This window comes from Neisseria sp. HMSC065C04 (assembly GCF_001815375.1).
Classification (GTDB): Bacteria; Pseudomonadota; Gammaproteobacteria; order Burkholderiales; family Neisseriaceae; genus Neisseria; species Neisseria flavescens_D.
Genome location: NZ_KV820419.1, coordinates 398,362 through 418,868, shown reverse-complemented (window position 1 = coordinate 418,868; position 20,507 = coordinate 398,362). Strand labels below are relative to the sequence as shown.

The following is a 20,507-nucleotide window of genomic DNA, read 5'->3' as shown; positions in this document are numbered from 1 at the left end:
GGGACAGTGGAAACCTCCCTGCGATGATATCGACAACGAGATTTAAAAATGAACAGATACGAAAGATACAAAGACAGCGGGATTCCTTGGTTGGGAGAAGTGCCGGAGCATTGGGAAATAAAGCCGTTAAAGTTTTCAATCAACAATATTTCCCATAAAGTTGAGTCCCAATTAAGTAATTTGAGATATTTTGGTTTAGAGAATATTGAATCATTTACAGGAAGATTGTTATTAGATATTGAGCTAGAGAGTGAGGGGATAGCCAATGAATTCCAAGAAAATGATGTGTTATTTGGCAAATTGCGACCATATTTAGCAAAAGTACACTTAAGCAGACTAAATGGTTTAGTTTCAACAGAAGCATTAGTTTTCAGAGCTAGTAATGCGGTGAACCCGAAGTTTTTGTTTTATTTTTGTGTGTCTTCTGATTTTATTGATGCAGTAAATGGAACAACTTTTGGTTCTAAAATGCCAAGAGCAAGCTGGGATAACATTGGCAACTTTCGAATGTTGATTCCATCACTAAAAGAACAAACCGCCATCGCCCACTACTTAGACACCAAACTCGGTGAAATCGATGCGCTGATTGATAAGCAACAAACGTTGCTCGAAAAGCTCGCGGAACAGCGTACCGCCGTGATTACCCATGCCGTAACCAAAGGCTTAAACCCTGCAGCTCCGATGAAAAACAGCGGCGTAGAATGGTTGGGGGATGTGCCGGCGCATTGGGATATAAAACATAGCAACCAAATTTTCAAAATTCATAACGGAGCAACACCAAAAACTTCTGAGCCTGATTATTGGGGAGATGAAATTGTTTGGTTTACTCCAAAGGATTTAGGAGACAACCAAAATAAGGAAATTTCAATCAGCCTGAAAATGATTACGAAGGAAGGGTATGAAAATTGCGGTGTTTCATTAGCTCCAGCTAAAAGTATTGCTTTATCCAAACGTGCACCAATTGGGCATTTAGCAATTACGTTGCTTCCTGCAGTAGTTAATCAAGGCTGTTTTTTATTGGAAGTATTAGCTCCTAATGATGTGAATTATTTATATTATTGGTTATATGCCAATAAGACGACATTGAATAGTTTTGGTCAAGGTTCAACATTTATGGAATTACCAAGAGAAAAATTTGCAATGTTAAAAATCTCTATTCCTCCTAAGAATGAGCAAACATCCATTGCAGATTACCTTGATCAAGAAACCGCCAAAATCGACCGCTTGCGTGAAACGGTCAATCAAACCATAGGCCGTCTGAAAGAGTACCGCACGGCGTTAATTACGCAGGCAGTAACCGGTAAAATTAAAGTCACTGATGAATAAAGGGCATAGGTAGATTCAAACCTACCTCGCAATCAATAAAATGGGAGCAAACGAATGCACACCGAACAACACTTTGAAAATGAAATCGAACACAGCCTGTTAACGGAAGGCGGTTATCAACAAGGCTTGGCAAAAGATTATGAAAAATCGACCGCACTTTTCCCGGCTGATGTAGTGGCATTTATTCAGACGACCCAACCCAAATTATGGGAACGTTTGGAAATGCTGTTTAAAGATAAAGCGCAAGATGAGCTTATCAAGGCGCTGAATCAAGAATTAAACATTAAAGGCAGCCTGAATGTGCTGCGTAATGGTTTCCGTGTGGCAAACCGCACGGCAAAAATGGCGTATTTCGCGCCTAACTCCACTTTAAATGAAACCTCACAGCAGCAATACGATGCGAATATCGTCAAAATTACCCGCCAAGTTATCACAGAATATAATGAGCGGATTGATATGGTGATTTCGGTAAACGGTATTCCTGTCAGCACGATTGAGCTGAAAAACGAGATGTCGGCAACCGGCTGGACGGTGGAAGATGCGAAGTATCAATACCGTACCGAACGCAACTCGCAAGGCAAGTTATTTGAATTTAAAAAACGTGCGTTGGTGCATTTTGCGGTGGATACGCAAGAAGTGTATATGACCACCAAGCTTGAGGGCGAGAATACACGCTTCTTGCCGTTTAACCGTGGTTTTAACGATGGCAAAGGGAATCCACCGGTTGAAAACGATGTACGAACCGCTTATTTGTGGCGCGAGGTGTTGCGTAAAGATAGCTTAATGGAATTGATTGGACGTTTTTTACATTTGAGCCGTGAAGAACGAAAAATCCGCACGGATTCAGGTTTTCGCTATATTACCAGTGAAAGCATGATATTTCCGCGTTTCCATCAGCTTGATGCGGTAAGAAAATTGATTACCCATACTAAAACGCACGGTGCAGGGAAAAACTATTTGATTCAGCATTCGGCAGGCTCCGGCAAATCCAATACGATTGCATGGCTGGCTCATCATTTGGCTTCTTTACATAATGCTGAAGATGAAAAGATTTTTAATTCGGTGATTATTGTGACTGACCGCGTGGTATTGGACAGACAGTTGCAAGAAACCGTCGCGCAATTTGAGCAAACTGATGGCGTGGTGCAAAAAATTGATAAGGATACCCATCAGCTTACGGCAGCCCTTGCAGCAAATGTGCCGATTGTCATCACGACGATTCAAAAATTCCCTTATGTGATGCACAGTATCCAAACCAAGGCAAAACATGGTGAACATATTTCACTTGATACCGAAGGTAAACGCTTTGCTGTTATTGTGGATGAGGCACACAGTTCGCAAACCGGTGAAACCGCCGGCGAGTTGCGTCAAGTCTTAAACAAAAGCGGGATTGAAGCTGCGATTGCTGCTGAATTTTTAGATCTGGATGAGGATGAACAAGCCGATATTGAGGTTCAAAAAAATATCCTGCGCGAACAATTCAAACGCAGCCGCCAAGATAATTTAAGCTTTTTTGCTTTTACCGCTACGCCAAAATGGAAAACTTTGGCTTTGTTTGATGAGCCGAACGAGCAAGGTGAAACCCCATTCCATAGCTACAGCATGAAACAGGCGATCGAAGAAGGTTTTATTTTGGATGTATTGGCAAATTATGCGACCTATAAACAATATTTCCGTTTATTGCGGACTGCTGATAGCGATATTGAGTTACCGAAGCATAAAGCGAAAAAAGAGCTGATGCGTTTTGTGAATTTGCATCCAAGCGTAATCAGTCAGAAGGTGGAAATTATTATTGAGCATTTCCAGTCTGTAACCCGCCATAAAATTGGAGGCTATGCTAAAGCAATGGTAGTCACGAGTTCGCGTGAAGCTGCCGTTCGCTATAAATTGGCATTTGATGAATATATTGCTGAAAAAGGGTATGAAGGGATTAAATCACTGGTGGCGTTCTCCGGCAAAGTGATTCTGCCGGAACAAACCGAAAAAGAATATTCTGAACCAAGCATGAATGGTGGTATTAAAGAAACTGAGCTTCCCGAACAGTTTGACAGTGATAATTATCAGGTGCTTTTGGTTGCCGATAAATATCAAACAGGGTTTGATCAGCCCTTATTGCACACCATGTTTGTCGATAAAGTGTTGTCTGGCGTACAGGCGGTACAAACGCTTTCTCGTTTAAACCGTACGGCAAAAGGCAAAGAAGATACGTTTGTACTGGATTTTGTCAACGATCATGAAGCAATCTATGATGCCTTTAAACCTTATTACCAACGCACAGCATTAGGCGATATCCCGAGTGATGAAAAGTTGGCCAGTTTAGGTAACACTTTGGATGAATGGAAAATTTATACGCAAAATGATATCGATGAGTTTGCAAATATTTGGTTTAGTGGTCGAACAACGCCTACCAATAGCGAGCATAAAAGGCTTAATGCGGTTATTGATAAGGCAATTGAAAAATATAAGCATATTTCAGACGACCCCGAGCATAATGAAGAGCAACAAAAGCTCTTTAAAAGCCAGCTTCAGAGCTATTTAAATCTCTATTTGTTTGTTTCGCAGATTCTGCCATATGCTGATTCTATTCATGAAAAACGCTATGTCTATCTCAAAGCCTTGATGATGAAACTCCCGCGAGGCAAGCAAAGCGAAAAATTGGACTTATCCAAAATGGCGATTTTGCAATACTACCGCTTGCAACAAATCGGCGAAGGCTCTATCAAGCTGAACGAAGGAGAGGCAGAGCCGCAAAAAGGCTCTACTGATGTAGGTACTGGCCAAGTGAGTCTTACTGAAGAATTGGATAAACTCATCAAAGAACTGAACGAAGCCTTTACAACTGAGTTTACATTAGCAGATCAGCTATTTTTTGAATCTGTCGAAAAATTTGCTCGTGAGAATCCTGATATTGTCGATGCCGCCTACAACAATCCTTTGTCATCCTTTATGGATTATTTCAACACAAAGATTGATGATTTACTGGTTGGTCTGTTTGAACAGTTTGGTGAAAGTGTTGCTAAAGTACTAAATAACCCTCAAATTAAACATAAAGTCTGTCGCCGCTTGGCAAAACAGATTTATGAGAATATTCATTTAGAGAAGTAGAACGTTAAGACTTAAGAGGCCGTCTGAGATTCAATTTTCAGACGGCCTCTTAATTTAATAGAAATAAAAATAAGATAATAAAATCAATTACTATCAGTCATTCAACACCAGTACCATTCAATAAAAAATAAAACCTGAGGCTTTTATCCCCCAGGTTTTATTTTCAAGTCTTATGCTTTTTCTTGCTGACGTTTTCTTTCTGCCATCATCTCATGCAATGTTTGCTTGGCAGGTTTCATCGGAACATGGTTATTGGTCCAGCTTAACTGCTTGCTTGGCGTCAATGCACGGAATTTGGTAGCAGCCCAGCCGAATGCTCGATAAGCTTTACTGCCGCTGAAAATACCATTAAACGTACGCCATGCCATTTGTTCGCCAAAAGTATGCGATGCACCTTGACCGCGGATAGGATGTGGAACGGTTTCTGTTGGCGAACGTTGTGCTTCAACACGCAGACGTTGCATTTGTTCGGTAATCGGAATGCGTACTGGGCAAACTTCGACACACGCGCCGCACATGGTACACGCAGTCGGCAGATCGCGTGTCGCATCCAAGCCCAACAAATGCGGAGAGATAATCTCGCCAATCGGGCCGGGATAGGTTGTGCCGTAAGCCGCACCACCGATACGGGTGTAAACCGGACAATGGTTCATGCACGCACCGCAACGGATACATTGCAAGGTACGGCGCATTTGGTCTTCGGCATAGGCTTGGCTACGGCCGTTGTCGAGCAGAACCAAGTGCATTTCTTGAGGACCGTCCAGTTCTTCGCTACGGCGAGGTCCGGTAATCATATTGAAATAAGTGGTAATGTTCTGACCGATAGCTGAACGTGGCAACAGGCTGTACAAAGGCGGTACATCCGACAGCTTCGCAACCACTTTTTCAATACCGGTAATGGCGATGTGCACGGGCGGCACGGTGGTGCTCAAGCGGCCGTTACCTTCGTTTTCCACCAGGCACAAAGTGCCTGTTTCTGCAACGGCAAAGTTCACACCGCTCAAACCGACATCGGCAGTGCTATAAATATCACGCAAGGCTTTACGCGCAAATCCGGTCAGCTGGTCTACATCGTCTGTTAATGGAGTGCCAAGGTTTTGATGGAAAAGCTCGCTAACCTGCTCTTTGGTCTTGTGAATGGCAGGCATCACGATATGGGTTGGTTTCTCGCCAGCCATTTGAACGATAAACTCGCCCAAGTCGCTCTCAACTGCTTTGATGCCTTGGTCTTGCAGATAATGGTTCAGCTCAATCTCTTCGCTGACCATAGATTTGCCTTTCACCATCAGCTTGCCGTTTTTATCGGTAATGATGTTGTGAATGATTTGGCAGGCTTCGGCAGGTGTTTCCGCCCAGTGGACTTTAACGCCCAACTTGGTCAGTTTTTCTTCCAGCTGTTCCAATAATGCAGGCAATTTGGACAACGAACGTTGACGGACATGCTCACACAAGTCACGCAGGCTTTGCAGCTCTTCTTCATCTGTCAAAACGGCTTTGCGCTTGGTCATCAGCATATCCATCGCTGTGCGCAAGCTTTTACGCAGAGGCTTGTCTTGCAAAGAAATCGCGGCGTTTTGCTTGAATGTTTCCGGCTTCATATGGAATTTAATGGTTTGGGAACTCATGCTTTTTCCTCCAAATCGGCAGGGGAAATGTGATCAGGCAGAACGGCCAAAACCACCAAATCGCGCGGGCCGTGTGCACCATAGGCCAAAGTCAATTGAATATCAGCAGTCTTAGACGGGCCGGAAATCAAAATAACGTTGGTAGGCATGCCTTTTTCTACCAGTTTTTCGCCTTCAACAGCATTATGGAATTCGTTGTACATTTTGCTGGTGTCAAACAAGCAGAAATGCACAGGCGGAACCAAACTCAGGCTGCGCGGCTCGACAGGGCTGGACTCCAGCATAATCGTACCGGTACGGGCAATACCGCATTTAGAGCCGCTAAAACCAGCCTCAATATCGGTAAAGAATTCGTTTTTCCAGTCGTCAATTTTTCGCTCAAAACCACGAGGTTCAATATTGGTATCGGCCAAAGCTGCACGGGCCAGCTGACCATGTTCTGTTTCCAATGGGAGCAGAATGTTTTTCAAGCCTTTGCCTTCGGCTGCTTGACGGAATACTTGCGGCCAGTTGGATTTGGTAACCCAATAGATTTCAGTTTTGACGGCACGCATGGCAGCTGCCCAATGTTTCAAGCGTTCGACATCGTTTGCCCAAGAAACACCCATTTCACGGTAATAATCGAAAACCGGCGGTTCTTCCATCGGCAAGGCATCGGCTTTTTTCAATTTCGCTAAAATATTTTCGCGCGCGCTCATGCTTTACCTCCGGTACGTTCCAACAGGAAAGATGCAATATGTTTCGGACGTGGCATATTGGGTTCGTCTTTGGCAATTTTGCCGCCGATATTCATCATGCAGCCGCAGTCCGCGCTGATGATTTCAGTTGCGCCTGTTTCTTTCAGTGCTGCAACTTTGTCAGTTACCATCGCGCCGGAAATATCAGCTTGTTTCACAGAGAATGTACCACCAAAACCGCAGCATTCACTTTCATGGTCGTGAACGATACGTTCAACATTTTCCATGCCGTCAATCAGCTGCCAGCCTGACAAATGGACATTCATCTCGCGACGCGCCGCGCAGGAAGTATGAACGGCTACTTTAACCGGCTCACCTTTATCTTCAGGTTTGTAACCAATCGCCAGCAGGAAGTGGGTAAATTCAATGATACGGTTGGCACAATCAATCGCTTTTTGTTCGTACTCGGTACCTTTAAACAAAGTCGGCCAGTGGTGTTTCATCATGCCGCCGCAAGAACCGGAAGGCACGACAATCGGCCAATTTTCAGGGAATAAATCCAGTTGCGCTTTGGCAACATCAAAGGCTTCTTTAGGATGACCTGACGAATAGGCCGGTTGACCGCAGCAGCTTTGCTCCATCGGATAATGGATACGGATGCCCTGTTGTTCGATTAAAGTGATGGCATCCATGCCTGCTTCGGGCATGAAAAGGTCGAGAACGCAAGTACCGAAGAAATAAGCATCGGTTGGCTTGCTGTCGAATACGGTGATTTGTGGTGGTTTGATTGCGCTCATTTTTTTGGAACGGGACAACCCGTTTTCTTGTGTAAAAATAAGATGGGTACTTTAAGTAATTGCTTGTAATGGGTCAAGTCTAATTTTAAAAAATAATATTAAAAAAGCATGACAAACCAGACAAACACCTTTTCCTTATTAGCTTGATAATCTATATAATAACCACTATCAATATTAAAACTGATGGATTTATTTTTTAATGAATGAAACTCATACATTCTCTCTCTATTTAAAACACAATAACTACCTCTTTATAGAATTTTGATTTACATCAGAAGTCATGAATTTAATCACTATGACACATTTTTAGACAAAACAAGCAACCCGCTATGCTGTAAATATGTTTCAAACGGCCATATTGGAATAAAAAGATATCTAAGATAATAAAAATAAAAGTTTTTCTCACAAGACTCAGGCCGTCTGAAAGATAACCTCCTCAAAAGGCTTCTTGCATCCGCTCAACCCTACTTTTAATCAAAATCAAACACTTGAAAAAACCTCTTCCTTAACCTTGAAAACCCTATGCATACTCAAGCACTTCCAGTATCATTGAGACAGTTTCTTGACGCAAAATTACAGTCTTAGCCACCCACAATCGGCATGGATTTGCAAAAGAAGTGAAATCAAGCTTCAAAACAATTTCACCTTAACTTCGGAGTAGGCATTATGTTGACCCAGACTCAACAGGTTGATTTGACCTTGCATCACCTTAAAGAACGCACCCTATCGATATACACTCCCGAACAGCGTGCAAGCATCGAGACATCTGAAGACTGGAAACAGTTTGACAGACGGCTTGAAGAACACTTTCCCAAACTGATGCACGAGCTGGACAACGTTTACAACAACAACGAAGCCGTCCTCCCCATGCTGGAGCAATTAATTGCCCAAGCATGGCAAAGCTATTCCCAACGCAACTCATCCTTAAAAGATATTGATATCGCGCGCGAAAATGATCCTGACTGGATTTTGTCCAACAAACAGGTTGGCGGCGTGTGCTACGTCGATTTGTTTGCAGGCAATCTACAAGGCTTGAAAGCCAAAATTCCTTATTTCCAAGAGTTGGGCCTGACCTATCTGCACCTGATGCCCCTGTTTAAATGCCCTGAAGGCAAAAGCGACGGCGGATATGCGGTCAGCAGCTACCGCGATGTCAATCCGGCACTGGGCACAATAGACGACTTGCGCGATGTCATTGCCGCCTTGCACGAAGCAGGTATTTCCGCCGTTGTCGATTTCATCTTCAACCACACTTCCAACGAACACGAATGGGCAAAACGCTGCGCCGTCGGCGATCCGCTCTACGACAATTTCTACTACATTTTCCCTGACCGTTGGATGCCCGACCAATACGACCGCACCCTGCGTGAAATCTTCCCCGACCAACATCCGGGCGGCTTCTCCCAACTGGAAGACGGACGCTGGGTATGGACAACATTCAACTCCTTCCAATGGGACTTGAATTACAGCAATCCATGGGTATTCCGTGCCATGGCAGGCGAAATGATGTTTCTTGCCAACTTGGGCGTTGATATTCTGCGCATGGATGCCGTTGCCTTTATTTGGAAACAAATGGGCACAAGCTGCGAAAACCTGCCTCAGGCACACGCCCTGATTCGTGCGTTTAACTCTGTGAAGCGTATCGCAGCGCCAGCCGTGTTCTTCAAATCCGAAGCCATCGTCCATCCTGACCAAGTTGTCCAATACATCAGCCAAGACGAATGCCAAATCGGCTACAACCCTCTGCAAATGGCATTGTTGTGGAACACTCTCGCCACCCGCGAAGTCAACCTGCTCCACCAAGCCCTCTCCTACCGCCACAACCTGCCCGACCATACCGCATGGGTCAACTACGTCCGCAGCCATGACGACATCGGCTGGACGTTTGCCGACGAAGACGCATCGCAATTCGGCATCCACGGCTACGACCACCGCCAATTCCTCAACCGCTTCTTCGTCAACCATTTCGACGGCAGCTTCGCGCGCGGCGTCCCCTTCCAATACAACCCCAACACCGGCGACTGCCGCGTCAGCGGTACAGCCGCAGCATTGGTCGGCTTGGCTCAAAACGATCCGCATGCCGTTGACCGCATCAAACTTTTGTACAGCATTGCTTTGAGTACCGGCGGCCTACCGCTGATTTACCTAGGCGACGAAGTGGGTACGCTCAATGACGACGACTGGTCGCAAGACAGCAATAAGAGCGACGACAGCCGCTGGGCACACCGTCCTCGCTACAATGAGGAGTTGTACAACCAACGCCATGACAGCTCGACCGCTGCCGGTCAAATCTTCCAAGGTTTGCGCCATATGATTTCCATCCGACAAAGCAATCCGCGCTTTAATGGCGGTAGATTGGTCACCTTCAACACCAACAACAAACACATCATCGGTTATATGCGCAACAACGCGCTTTTGGCATTTGGCAACTTCAGCGAACATGCGCAAACCATCAGTGCGCACACCCTGCAGGCCATGCCGTTTAAAGCGCACGATTTGATCAGCGGCCAAACCGTTTCTCTGAATCAGGACTTGGTACTGCAACCCTATCAAGTCATGTGGCTTGAAATTGCATAAGCTGAAATTTTGATACACCACTCAAGGCCGTCTGAACAAATCGGCGTTCAGATGGCCTTTTAAGAAATAAGGTGTATTTTGTATTTTGGGCATTTTCGCTTAGAATGCATGCTTTAATACCAGATGACACACTTAAAGTCAGGAGTAAAAATCCATGTTGAAAAAATTCGTACTCGGCAGCATCGCTGCAGTAGTTTTGGCTGCTTGCGGCGGAGAAGGCAGCAACTCAGCTTCTTCTGCTCCGGCACAATCTGGTGCGGCTTCCGGCTCACTGATTGAGCGCATCAATAACAAAGGTACCATCACTGTCGGTACGGAAGGTACTTACGCACCATTTACCTACCATGACAAAGACGGCAAATTGACCGGCTACGATGTCGAAGTAACCCGCGCAGTTGCCGACAAACTGGGTATCAAAGTTGAATTTAAAGAAACACGTTGGGACTCTATGATGGCAGGTTTGAAAGCCGGCCGTTTTGACGTGGTCGCCAACCAAGTCGGCCTGACCAGCCCTGAGCGTCAAGCGACTTTTGACAAATCCGAGCCTTATAGCTGGAGCGGTGCCGTATTGGTTGTACGCAAAGACAGCAACATCAAATCCATCGACGACATCAAAGGCGTAAAAACCGCACAATCCCTGACCAGCAACTATGGCGAAAAAGCCAAAGCCGCAGGTGCAGAACTCGTACCGGTAGATGGTTTGGCGCAATCTCTGACCCTGATTGAACAAAAACGTGCCGATGCAACCCTGAACGACGAATTGGCAGTATTGGACTATCTGAAAAATAAACCTGATGCTGGTGTAAAAATCGTTTGGTCTGCCCCGGCTGACGAAAAAGTCGGCTCCGGCTTGATTGTCAATAAAGGCAATGATGAGGCATTGGCCAAATTCAGCACAGCCATGAACGAACTGAAAGCCGACGGTACGCTGAAAAAACTGGGCGAACAATTCTTCGGAAAAGACATCAGTGTTAAATAATTTCCTTGCCTCTCTGCCGTTTATGACGGAAACACGCGCTGATATGCTCATCAGTGCGTTTTGGCCTATGGTCAAAGCCGGCTTTATAGTATCTCTTCCTCTGGCGATTGCTTCTTTCGTTATCGGTATGATTATTGCTGTAGCCGTTGCTTTGGTAAGAATCATGCCACCTGGTGGAATTCTTCAAAAAATTCTACTTAAAGTGGTTGAATTCTATATTTCTGTCATTCGTGGAACACCACTTTTAATACAACTAGCAGTGGTCTTCTATGGTCTGCCATCTGTTGGTATTTATATCGACCCGATTCCTGCCGCCATCATCGGCTTTTCGCTCAACGTTGGTGCATACGCTTCCGAAACCATACGCGCGGCAATTTTGTCCGTACCTAAAGGCCAATGGGAAGCTGGTTTCTCCATCGGTATGACCTATATGCAGACATTCCGCCGCATTGTCGCTCCGCAGGCATTCCGCGTTGCCGTACCGCCTTTGAGCAATGAATTTATCGGTTTGTTCAAAAATACCTCGCTTGCAGCAGTTGTAACGGTAACTGAATTATTCCAAGTTACTCAACAGATTGCGAATCGCTCCTATGACTATCTACCGGTTTATATCGAAGCCGCATTGGTTTATTGGTGTTTCTGCAAAGTGCTGTTTTTGATTCAGGCGCGTTTGGAAAAACGTTTTGACCGTTATGTCGCCAAATAAGGAGTTGTCATGATTAAAATCCGCAATATCCATAAGACCTTTGGCGAAAATACCATTTTGCGCGGCATCGATTTGGATGTCGGCAAAGGACAAGTGGTGGTTATCTTAGGCCCGTCCGGCTCAGGCAAAACCACGTTTTTACGCTGTTTAAACGCTTTGGAAATGCCAGAACAAGGTCAGATCGAGTTTGACAATGCGCAGCCGTTAAGCATCGATTTTTCCAAAAAACCAAGCAAACACGATATTTTGGCACTGCGCCGCAAATCCGGCATGGTATTCCAACAATACAACCTCTTTCCGCACAAAACTGCGTTGGAAAACGTCATGGAAGGGCCGGTTGCCGTACAAGGCAAGCCTGTCGCTAAAGCGCGTGAAGAGGCTGTCAAATTGCTTGAAAAAGTCGGTTTGAGCGATAAGATTGACCTCTACCCCTACCAGCTTTCCGGCGGTCAACAGCAGCGTGTCGGTATTGCCCGAGCATTGGCGATTCAGCCGGAACTGATGCTGTTTGACGAACCGACTTCCGCGCTTGACCCTGAATTGGTGCAAGATGTTTTGGATACCATGAAGGAATTGGCACAAGAAGGCTGGACCATGGTTGTCGTTACTCATGAAATCAAATTCGCCTTGGAAGTGGCAACCACCGTCGTCGTGATGGACGGCGGCGTTATTGTCGAACAAGGCAGCCCGCAAGATTTGTTCAATCATCCCAAACATGAGCGGACACAAAAATTCCTGCGCCAAATCCGTGCGGACAATGGCGATCTTCAAATTTAATTGAAACGACAGACAATTTGAAAGCATTTCCGACTGTCATTTCATAAAGGCCGTCTGAATAAGTGAAATAGAAATCGTTGATTTCGTTTTCATACTTGTTCAGACGGCCTTTTATATATCTTTTCAGGTAAAATAACGCCTTTCGTTTTACTTATCCCCTTGCCTGCCATCATGATAGAAATTAAAAAACTCACCCTGCAACGTGGTTTGAAAGTCCTACTCGATAAAACCGATGCCGTAATCAACCCCGGCCAACGCGTTGGATTAATCGGTAAAAACGGTACGGGAAAATCCAGCCTGTTTGCGCTGATAAAAGGTGAAATCACTCAAGATGGCGGCGAAATTCTTATTCCCAAAACATGGCGTCTGGCTTCCGTCTCTCAAGAAACGCCTGATTTAGATATTTCCGCTTTAGACTACGTTTTGCAAGGTGATGCCGAATTGCAGGCTTTTCAGACGGCCTTGGCTCAAGCAGAAGCGCAAAACGACGGCATGAAGCAAGCCGAATATCACGCCAAACTTGAAGAAATCGATGCCTATACCGCTCCGGCACGCGCGGCAAAATTGTTGAGTGGCTTGGGTTTTGCACAAGAAGAACATACGCGCCCCGTCAAATCCTTTTCCGGCGGCTGGCGTATGCGTCTTAACCTTGCCCAAGCACTGATTTGTCGTGCCGATTTGCTGCTTTTGGACGAACCGACCAACCACTTGGATTTAGAAACCGTATTGTGGCTGGAAAACCATATCGCCTCCCTTCCCTGTACGCAAATCATCATCTCCCATGACCGCGACTTCTTGAATGCCACCACAACGCACACCATCGAACTGTCGCAACAAAAACTGACCCAATACGGCGGTAATTACGATTTCTATCAAACCGAACGCGCCCAACGTCTGGCGCAACAACAAGCCGCCTATGTCAAACAGCAGGCGCAAATCAAACATCTGCAATCCTTTATCGACCGTTTCAAAGCCAAAGCCACAAAGGCCGTACAAGCCCAAAGCCGCATGAAGGCATTAGCCAAACTCGAGCGCATCGCCCCTGCGCATTTGGATAGCGAGTTTTCCTTTGAGTTTGCCAATCCGACACACCTGCCCAATCCATTATTAAAACTCGACCATGCCGACTTGGGCTATGGCGACAAAACCGTTTTGCACGATATCACCTTGTCTCTGGAAAGCGGCGCACGTTACGGCCTATTGGGTGTTAACGGCAGCGGCAAATCCACATTTATCAAAGCATTGGCAGGAAAAATCGATTTACTTTCCGGCAGCATCGTCCGCTCTGAAAAACTCAATATCGGCTATTTTGCCCAGCATCAACTGGATACCTTGCGCGCAGACCAAAGTCCGGTTTGGCATATCCAACAGCTTTCGCCCGAAGTCCGTGAACAGGAAATCCGCAACTTTTTAGGCGGTTTCAACTTTATTGGCGATATGGCGGTTCAAAAGACCGAGCCCTTTTCCGGCGGCGAAAAAGCGCGGCTTGCCCTTGCCATGATTATTTGGCAAAAACCTAATCTGCTGCTGCTTGACGAGCCGACCAACCATTTGGACTTGGATATGCGCCACGCCCTGACACTTGCTCTGCAAAGTTTCCAAGGCGCATTGATTGTCGTATCGCACGACCGCAGCCTGCTTGAAGCGACCACTGACAGCTTCCTATTGATTGACAAAAGCCGTCTGAATAACTTCGACGGCGATTTGAACGACTACCGTCAATGGCGGTTGGCACAAGAAAACGCAGCAGCAGCCCCCGCTGCATCTGCACAAAGCCAAAGCCGCAAGGACACCAAGCGTATCGAGGCACAAATCCGTCAGGAAAAAGCCAAACGCAGTAAACCGATTCAGCAGAAAATCGACAAAGCCGAAAAAGAAATCGCGCGTTTGACTGATATTCAGACGGCCTGTGAAGCATTTTTGGCACAAGAATCTGCTTATTCAGAAGAAAATAAACCCAAATTGCAAGAGACACTCGCACAATTAACAGAAACTAAAGTAAAATTAACGCAACTGGAAGAAAACTGGCTGCAATGGCAGGAAGAGCTTGAGCAAATCCAAGTTGATGTCGAAGCCGAGTTTTCCCAATAAAAATAGAGCCATCAGGCCGTCTGAAATAAAACACAATACGGAAAAACATGACTTCAACTATCAAACAAGCCGGATACTTCCTCGTATCCTCTTTCGTCTTGGGCATTTCTCTTCACGCAGCCGCCGCAGTTTATTCCTGCGGCAACGGCAGCTATACCTCCGAGCCCAACTCCTCCTGCGCACAGGCCCAATTGCCTAAAATCAGCGGCCATCAAGGCAGCGGTTATCATCTTAACATCCGCAGCCTCAATGCCTCTGATGAACGCGTCAATGCAAAACCCAAGAAAAAGGCACGCGCGGAAAAATCCGATAAACAAGAGAAAAAAGCCGACAAACCGAGCAAAAACAAGAACGGTAAAAAAGCTAAAAAACAGCAGCCCATGCCGTCTGAACAAGAATAAAATGCTCAACTGCAACGAATCAGCCCTACCTGAATCATGAAAAAATATCTGCTTACCCTATCCCTGCTGCCGCTTGCTGTTTTCAACAGCCAAGCCCACGCCGCAAAAATCTACACCTGCGAAGTCAACGGCTCGATTGTCTATACCTCGCGCCCAAGCGGAAACTGCCAAGCCGTCAACGACTTGCCGATTGTCGGCAAATACAGCAGCAGCCGATACGATGCCCCGGTTAGCGATGCGCCTACACTCAATGCGCCGACATCACAAACTGCTCCGGCAAAAAGCAAAAATACAGCGGCAAAATCCAACAATAAGGCAACACCCAAACCTGCCCCTGTCCGCACCGCTTCTGAAACAGCTCCTCCTCCGGTTCCAAAATCCTCCGGCGTCAACAGTCGCCGTTCTATTTTGGAAACCGAGTTATCCAATGAACGCGCGGCTTTGGCCGATGCCAAAAAGCAACTGAGCCAAGCACGGACAGCCAAAGGCGGCAGCGTCAATCAACAGGCCATCAGCACATTGCAAGGTGCGGTTTTGGATAGGGAGAAAAATATTCAAGCCCTCCAGCGCGAACTGGGCAGAATGTAAGTCCAAATCAATCAAAACATCAGGCCGTCTGAACAGGTGGAAACGAAATCCAAAATTTTCGTCACGCCGAACAGACGGCCTGAATCCTAAAATGATTACGCCCGTTTCAATTTCTTGTGCCTAGTAAATACGGTATAATTTGCCCTTTACGCACATTACCTCCGGTCTTTTCAGACGGCCTTTATCTCATGACTGCAAAATCTTCTAAAACCCAAACAAAAAAACGCGTCTCTACCAAACCGGCAGCCAAACCGACCACACGCAAATCCACTAAAGCACAAACTCAAGCCGACAATAAAGTCTCCCAACGCCTGAAAGCCGCCAAAGAGCTGCAAAAAAACGAAGAAAAAAAAGCGCGTCCCGAGCATGTCGTCAACTTGATTAATGATGCTTTATGGCTGTTTGGCTTGGTTATCACCATTTATCTGGCCATTTCCCTGGCCAGCTTCAGCATGGACGATCCTGCATGGTCGCGCAGCGTTCCCAAAAGCAATGATGTTGCCAACCTCGGCGGCCTCTTTGGCTCCTATCTTTCCGATGTTGGATATTATCTGTTCGGCTTATCGTTTTGGTGGTGGATAGCCGCCTCTTGCGTTTTCCTCTACAAAAATTTCCGCCCCATGAAAAAGCAGGAAAACCACAAGCCCTACAATCATGGCGTAGCCGCTTTGGCATTGTTTCTCCTGCTGGTGTGCAGCCCGATTATCGAACACTTCCTGTTTGACAACGCATTAAGCGAATCCCTTCCCGTTGGCGCCGGCGGCTTGGTCGGCTTACTTGCGGGCTCAGGCTTGGCTTGGCTGTTGGGCAAATCAGGCAGCCTGTTGATTATGCTGGTGATGTTGCTGTTGTCCATTTCCCTGCTGGCTCAGGTGTCATGGTTGGAAGTCATGGCCAAATCCGGCAGCCATATGGGCGGCCTGTTTGGCAGCCTAATGAAAAAACTGTCTCAATTCCAAAATAAAAAAGAAGATGTCCACTCCGAAGCTTTGGAAACCCAAAATACGCGCCGCATGGTTAAAGAGGCCAAAACCATTACCGCCACCCCGGTTGCTCCGTTGGCAGGCAGCAGCAGCAACCGCAAAACCGTTGCCGTATCCGTTGCGCCGCCCCCTAAAATCCAAACTTCCCTGTTTGACGATACCGAGCCTAAAAACAACGGCGAATACCACAAACCCAACATGAACCTGTTGCGTATGCCGTCTGAAGAACCGGTTGCCGTCAATCCGGATGAATTGCAACAGACCGCAGAATTAATTGAAGCCAAACTGGCTGAATTTGGCATTGGCGTACAGGTTGTTTCCGCCACTTCCGGCCCTGTGATTACCCGCTACGAAATCGAACCGGCACAAGGTGTCAAAGGCAGCCAAATTGTCGCCCTGTCCAAAGATTTGGCGCGCTCAATGTCTCTGCAAGCGGTACGTATCGTAGAAACCATTGCCGGTAAAAACACCATGGGCATCGAATTACCCAATGAGAAACGCCAAGACGTGATGTTGAGTGAGATCCTCTCTTCTCCCGTGTTTACCGATGCCAAGTCCAAACTGACCGTTGCTTTGGGTAAAGATATTGCAGGTACGCCCGTTGTCGGCGACTTGGCAAAAATGCCTCATCTTTTGGTCGCAGGTATGACCGGATCGGGTAAATCCGTCGGCGTGAACGGCATGATTATGTCCATGCTCTTCAAAGCCTCGCCCGACGAAGTCCGCTTCATTATGATTGACCCGAAAATGCTGGAATTGAGCATTTACGACGGCATTCCACACCTGCTCTGCCCGGTTGTAACCGATATGCGCGAGGCAGGGCAAGCGTTAAACTGGTGCGTTGCCGAAATGGAAAAACGCTATCGCCTGCTTTCCCATGCCGGCGTGCGCAATCTGGACGGCTTCAACCAAAAAGTCGAACAGGCCAAAGCGGCAGGCAAGCCATTACTCAATCCGTTCAGCTTAAATCCTGACGATCCTGAGCCTCTGGAAAAACTACCGTTGATTGTGGTCGTTATCGATGAGTTGGCTGACTTGATGATGACTGAACGCAAATCCGTCGAGCAGCAAATCGCACGCCTTGCCCAAAAAGCACGTGCTGCAGGCATTCACATGATTGTCGCCACCCAACGCCCAAGCGTTGATGTAGTTACCGGCCTGATTAAAGCCAATATCCCGACACGCATGGCCTTTACCGTACAAAGCAAAATCGATAGCCGCACCATTCTTGACCAAATGGGTGCAGATGAATTGCTCAAATACGGCGACTCGTTATTCCTGCAACCGGGCAGCGCAGAACCGACACGCCTGCAAGGTGCGTTTGTTTCCGATGATGAAGTGCATCAGGTCGTCAATTTCGTCAAAGAACAGGCTCCGACCAATTATGTGGAAGGCCTGCTCAGTGGCGAAGCAGCCATCGAAACCACCAATATTGTTAATCCGAACGCAAACAGCGATGAGCTATTCGATCAAGCCGTTGCCTTCGTATTGGAGAGCCGGAAAACTTCCATTTCCGCCCTCCAACGCCAATTACGCATCGGCTACAACCGAGCCGCCAATTTGGTAGATGCGCTTGAAAATGCCGGTGTTCTTTCTCCGGCAGACATCAACGGCAGCCGACGGATTCTGGCTCAAAAAGACCAGCTGTAAAAAACAACAATATCGAAACTCAAAGGCCGTCTGAAAAGAATTTCCCACTTTTCAGACGGCCTTTTTATGTTATTCGTGAAACATTGTGTTATACTAAGCAGCTAAATTTTGACCTTATGCACGCTTCCGAAGTTCTTCGGAATACTGAGCAGAAGGATAACCGTTTAAACACAACAAATTTAAGGGCTTACGATGAGCGTAACTGTTGAAACTTTAGAAAATCTGGAACGCAAAGTAGTATTGTCTCTGCCTTGGTCCAAAATCAACGCAGAAACTGAGAAAAAACTGAAACAAACCCAACGCCGCGCAAAAATTGACGGCTTCCGTCCGGGTAAAGCACCGTTCAAAATGATTGCCCAAATGTACGGCGCAAGCGCACAAAACGACGTTATCAACGAATTGGTACAACGCGAATTCTACGAAGTTGCCGTTGCTCAAGAATTGAAAGTTGCCGGTTACCCACGCTTTGAAGGCGTTGAAAAACAAGACGATCAAGAGTCTTTCAAAGTTGCCGCTATTTTTGAAGTTTTCCCTGAAGTAACTATTGGCGACCTGTCTGCCCAAGAAGTAGAAAAAGTTACTGCGACTGTTGGCGATGCCGAAGTTGACCAAACTGTAGAAATCCTGCGCAAACAACGCACCCGCTTCAACCATGTTGACCGCGAAGCCCAAAACGGCGACCGCGTCATCATCGACTTCGAAGGCAAAATCGACGGCGAACCTTTCGCTGGTGGTGCATCTAAAAACTACGCTTTCGTATTGGGCGCAGGTCAAATGTTGCCTGAATTCGAAGCCGGTGTTGTCGGCATGAAAGCCGGTGAAAGCAAAGATGTTACCGTAAACTTCCCTGAAGACTACCACGGTAAAGATGTTGCCGGTAAATCTGCCGTATTCACCATCACTCTGAACAACGTTTCTGAAGCTACTTTGCCTGAAGTTGACGCTGACTTCGCTAAAGCTCTGGGTATTGAAGACGGCGACGTTGCCAAAATGCGCGAAGAAGTGAAGAAAAACGTTGGCCGCGAAGTTGAGCGCCGCATCGGTGAACAAACCAAAGAATCAGTAATGAACGCCCTGCTCAAAGCAGCCGATTTGCAAGTTCCTGTTGCTTTGGTCAACGAAGAAGCCGCCCGCTTGGCAAACGAAATGAAACAAAACTTCGTTAACCAAGGTATGGCTGACGCTGCAAACTTGGATCTGCCTTTGGATATGTTCAAAGAACAAGCAGAACGCCGCGTTTCTTTGGGCCTGATTTTGGCTAAATTGGTTGAAGAAAACAAACTTGAGCCAACTGAAGACCAAATCAAAGCCGTTGTTGCCAACTTCGCTGAAAGCTACGAAGATCCTCAAGAAGTTATCGACTGGTACTACGCAGAGCCTTCCCGCCTGCAAGGTCCGACTTCTTTGGCAGTAGAAAGCAACGTTGTTGATTTCGTTCTGAGCAAAGCTAAAGTAACTGAAAAAGCGCTGTCTTTTGACGAAGTAATGGGCGCACAAGCTTAATTGCTCCAAGGCCGTCTGAAACAGACAATCAAAAGCACCGAAGCGCTTTAAATGCTTTGGTGCTTTTCCATCATTAACAGGAGACAAAAATGTCCTTCGATTTCAATAATTACCTTGTCCCTACCGTTATCGAACAAAGCGGTCGCGGCGAGCGCGCATTCGACATCTACTCACGCCTTTTGAAAGAGCGCATCGTTTTCTTGATCGGCTCGGTGACAGACGAATCTGCCAATCTGGTTGTTGCGCAATTACTGTTCTTGGAAAGCGAAAACCCAGATAAAGATATCTTCTTCTATATCAACTCTCCGGGCGGTTCGGTTACTGCCGGTATGTCGATTTACGACACCATGAACTTCATCAAGCCTCATGTTTCTACCTTATGCTTGGGCCAAGCGGCAAGCATGGGCGCATTCCTGTTGTCCGCAGGCGAAAAAGGCAAACGCTTTGCCCTGCCAAACAGCCGCATCATGATTCACCAACCGCTCATCAGCGGCGGCTTGGCCGGTCAGGCTTCCGATATTGAAATTCACGCTAAAGAGCTGCTGAAAATCAAAGAGAAACTGAACCGCTTACTCGCCAAACATTGTGATCGCGATTTGGCTGACTTGGAACGCGATACCGACCGCGACAATTATATGTCCGCCGATGAAGCTAAAGAATATGGTTTGATTGACCAAGTTTTGGAAAACCGCGAATCTCTACAAGCCTAATCTTTATAGTTT

Annotated in this window: 15 protein-coding genes; 12 read left to right on the top strand and 3 right to left on the bottom strand. The window is 46.5% G+C overall.

From position 1 onward, the window contains the following. Positions 1-48 precede the first annotated feature (48 nt). Together HMPREF3022_RS08850 and HMPREF3022_RS08845 are read left to right on the top strand one after the other, a co-directional pair. Positions 49-1,326: a restriction endonuclease subunit S gene (locus tag HMPREF3022_RS08850; protein ID WP_070765500.1), complete on the top strand. Its 1,278-nt coding sequence runs from the start codon at positions 49-51 to the stop codon at positions 1,324-1,326. 54 nt (positions 1,327-1,380) lie between these two features. After that, on the top strand, positions 1,381-4,431 hold the full coding sequence (locus HMPREF3022_RS08845; RefSeq protein ID WP_070765499.1) for a type I restriction endonuclease subunit R: 3,051 nt from the start codon (positions 1,381-1,383) through the stop codon (positions 4,429-4,431). 170 nt (positions 4,432-4,601) lie between these two features. On the opposite strand, the gene HMPREF3022_RS08840 is transcribed toward HMPREF3022_RS08845, so the two are convergent. Genes HMPREF3022_RS08840 through HMPREF3022_RS08830 form a run of 3 tightly spaced genes read right to left on the bottom strand, consistent with a single transcriptional unit; the run spans position 4,602 to position 7,530 of the window. Then, complete coding sequence (locus HMPREF3022_RS08840; RefSeq protein ID WP_070765498.1) at positions 4,602-6,056, bottom strand: LutB/LldF family L-lactate oxidation iron-sulfur protein; 1,455 nt, start codon at positions 6,054-6,056, stop codon at positions 4,602-4,604. Continuing rightward, on the bottom strand, positions 6,053-6,754 hold the full coding sequence (locus HMPREF3022_RS08835) for a LutC/YkgG family protein (protein ID WP_003679224.1): 702 nt from the start codon (positions 6,752-6,754) through the stop codon (positions 6,053-6,055). The genes HMPREF3022_RS08840 and HMPREF3022_RS08835 overlap by 4 nt, the downstream gene beginning before the upstream one ends. Next, entirely contained in the window at positions 6,751-7,530 is a 780-nt protein-coding gene (locus HMPREF3022_RS08830; RefSeq protein ID WP_049323225.1) for a (Fe-S)-binding protein, read from the bottom strand. The genes HMPREF3022_RS08835 and HMPREF3022_RS08830 overlap by 4 nt, the downstream gene beginning before the upstream one ends. Before the next feature lie 666 nt (positions 7,531-8,196). Between HMPREF3022_RS08830 and HMPREF3022_RS08825 the strand changes: the two genes are divergently transcribed. From HMPREF3022_RS08825 to clpP, 10 genes are all read left to right on the top strand, one after another. After that, positions 8,197-10,107, top strand: coding sequence for an alpha-amylase family protein (locus tag HMPREF3022_RS08825; protein ID WP_070765497.1), 1,911 nt, complete (start codon positions 8,197-8,199; stop codon positions 10,105-10,107). A 154-nt stretch (positions 10,108-10,261) separates the two neighbouring features. Then, positions 10,262-11,086: an amino acid ABC transporter substrate-binding protein gene (locus HMPREF3022_RS08820; protein WP_070460706.1), complete on the top strand. Its 825-nt coding sequence runs from the start codon at positions 10,262-10,264 to the stop codon at positions 11,084-11,086. Further along, positions 11,076-11,792 carry an amino acid ABC transporter permease gene (locus HMPREF3022_RS08815; RefSeq protein ID WP_082815495.1) on the top strand — a complete coding sequence of 239 codons (717 nt, stop codon included), beginning with the start codon at positions 11,076-11,078 and terminating at the stop codon, positions 11,790-11,792. Before HMPREF3022_RS08820 ends, HMPREF3022_RS08815 begins: the two co-directional genes overlap by 11 nt. A gap of 9 nt (positions 11,793-11,801) precedes the next feature. Next, positions 11,802-12,569: an amino acid ABC transporter ATP-binding protein gene (locus tag HMPREF3022_RS08810; protein WP_070765496.1), complete on the top strand. Its 768-nt coding sequence runs from the start codon at positions 11,802-11,804 to the stop codon at positions 12,567-12,569. A gap of 171 nt (positions 12,570-12,740) precedes the next feature. Then, on the top strand, positions 12,741-14,660 hold the full coding sequence (locus HMPREF3022_RS08805) for an ATP-binding cassette domain-containing protein (protein ID WP_070765495.1): 1,920 nt from the start codon (positions 12,741-12,743) through the stop codon (positions 14,658-14,660). 47 nt (positions 14,661-14,707) lie between these two features. Further along, entirely contained in the window at positions 14,708-15,061 is a 354-nt protein-coding gene (locus HMPREF3022_RS08800; protein WP_070765494.1) for a nucleolar protein, read from the top strand. A 36-nt stretch (positions 15,062-15,097) separates the two neighbouring features. Then, on the top strand, positions 15,098-15,649 hold the full coding sequence (locus tag HMPREF3022_RS08795; protein ID WP_070765493.1) for a hypothetical protein: 552 nt from the start codon (positions 15,098-15,100) through the stop codon (positions 15,647-15,649). 188 nt (positions 15,650-15,837) lie between these two features. Continuing rightward, complete coding sequence (locus HMPREF3022_RS08790; RefSeq protein ID WP_049333841.1) at positions 15,838-18,282, top strand: DNA translocase FtsK; 2,445 nt, start codon at positions 15,838-15,840, stop codon at positions 18,280-18,282. Between the two features lie 192 nt (positions 18,283-18,474). Continuing rightward, positions 18,475-19,785: a trigger factor gene (gene tig, locus HMPREF3022_RS08785; protein WP_049333840.1), complete on the top strand. Its 1,311-nt coding sequence runs from the start codon at positions 18,475-18,477 to the stop codon at positions 19,783-19,785. An 89-nt stretch (positions 19,786-19,874) separates the two neighbouring features. Continuing rightward, positions 19,875-20,495: an ATP-dependent Clp endopeptidase proteolytic subunit ClpP gene (clpP, locus tag HMPREF3022_RS08780; protein WP_070765492.1), complete on the top strand. Its 621-nt coding sequence runs from the start codon at positions 19,875-19,877 to the stop codon at positions 20,493-20,495. Positions 20,496-20,507: the final 12 nt, after the last annotated feature.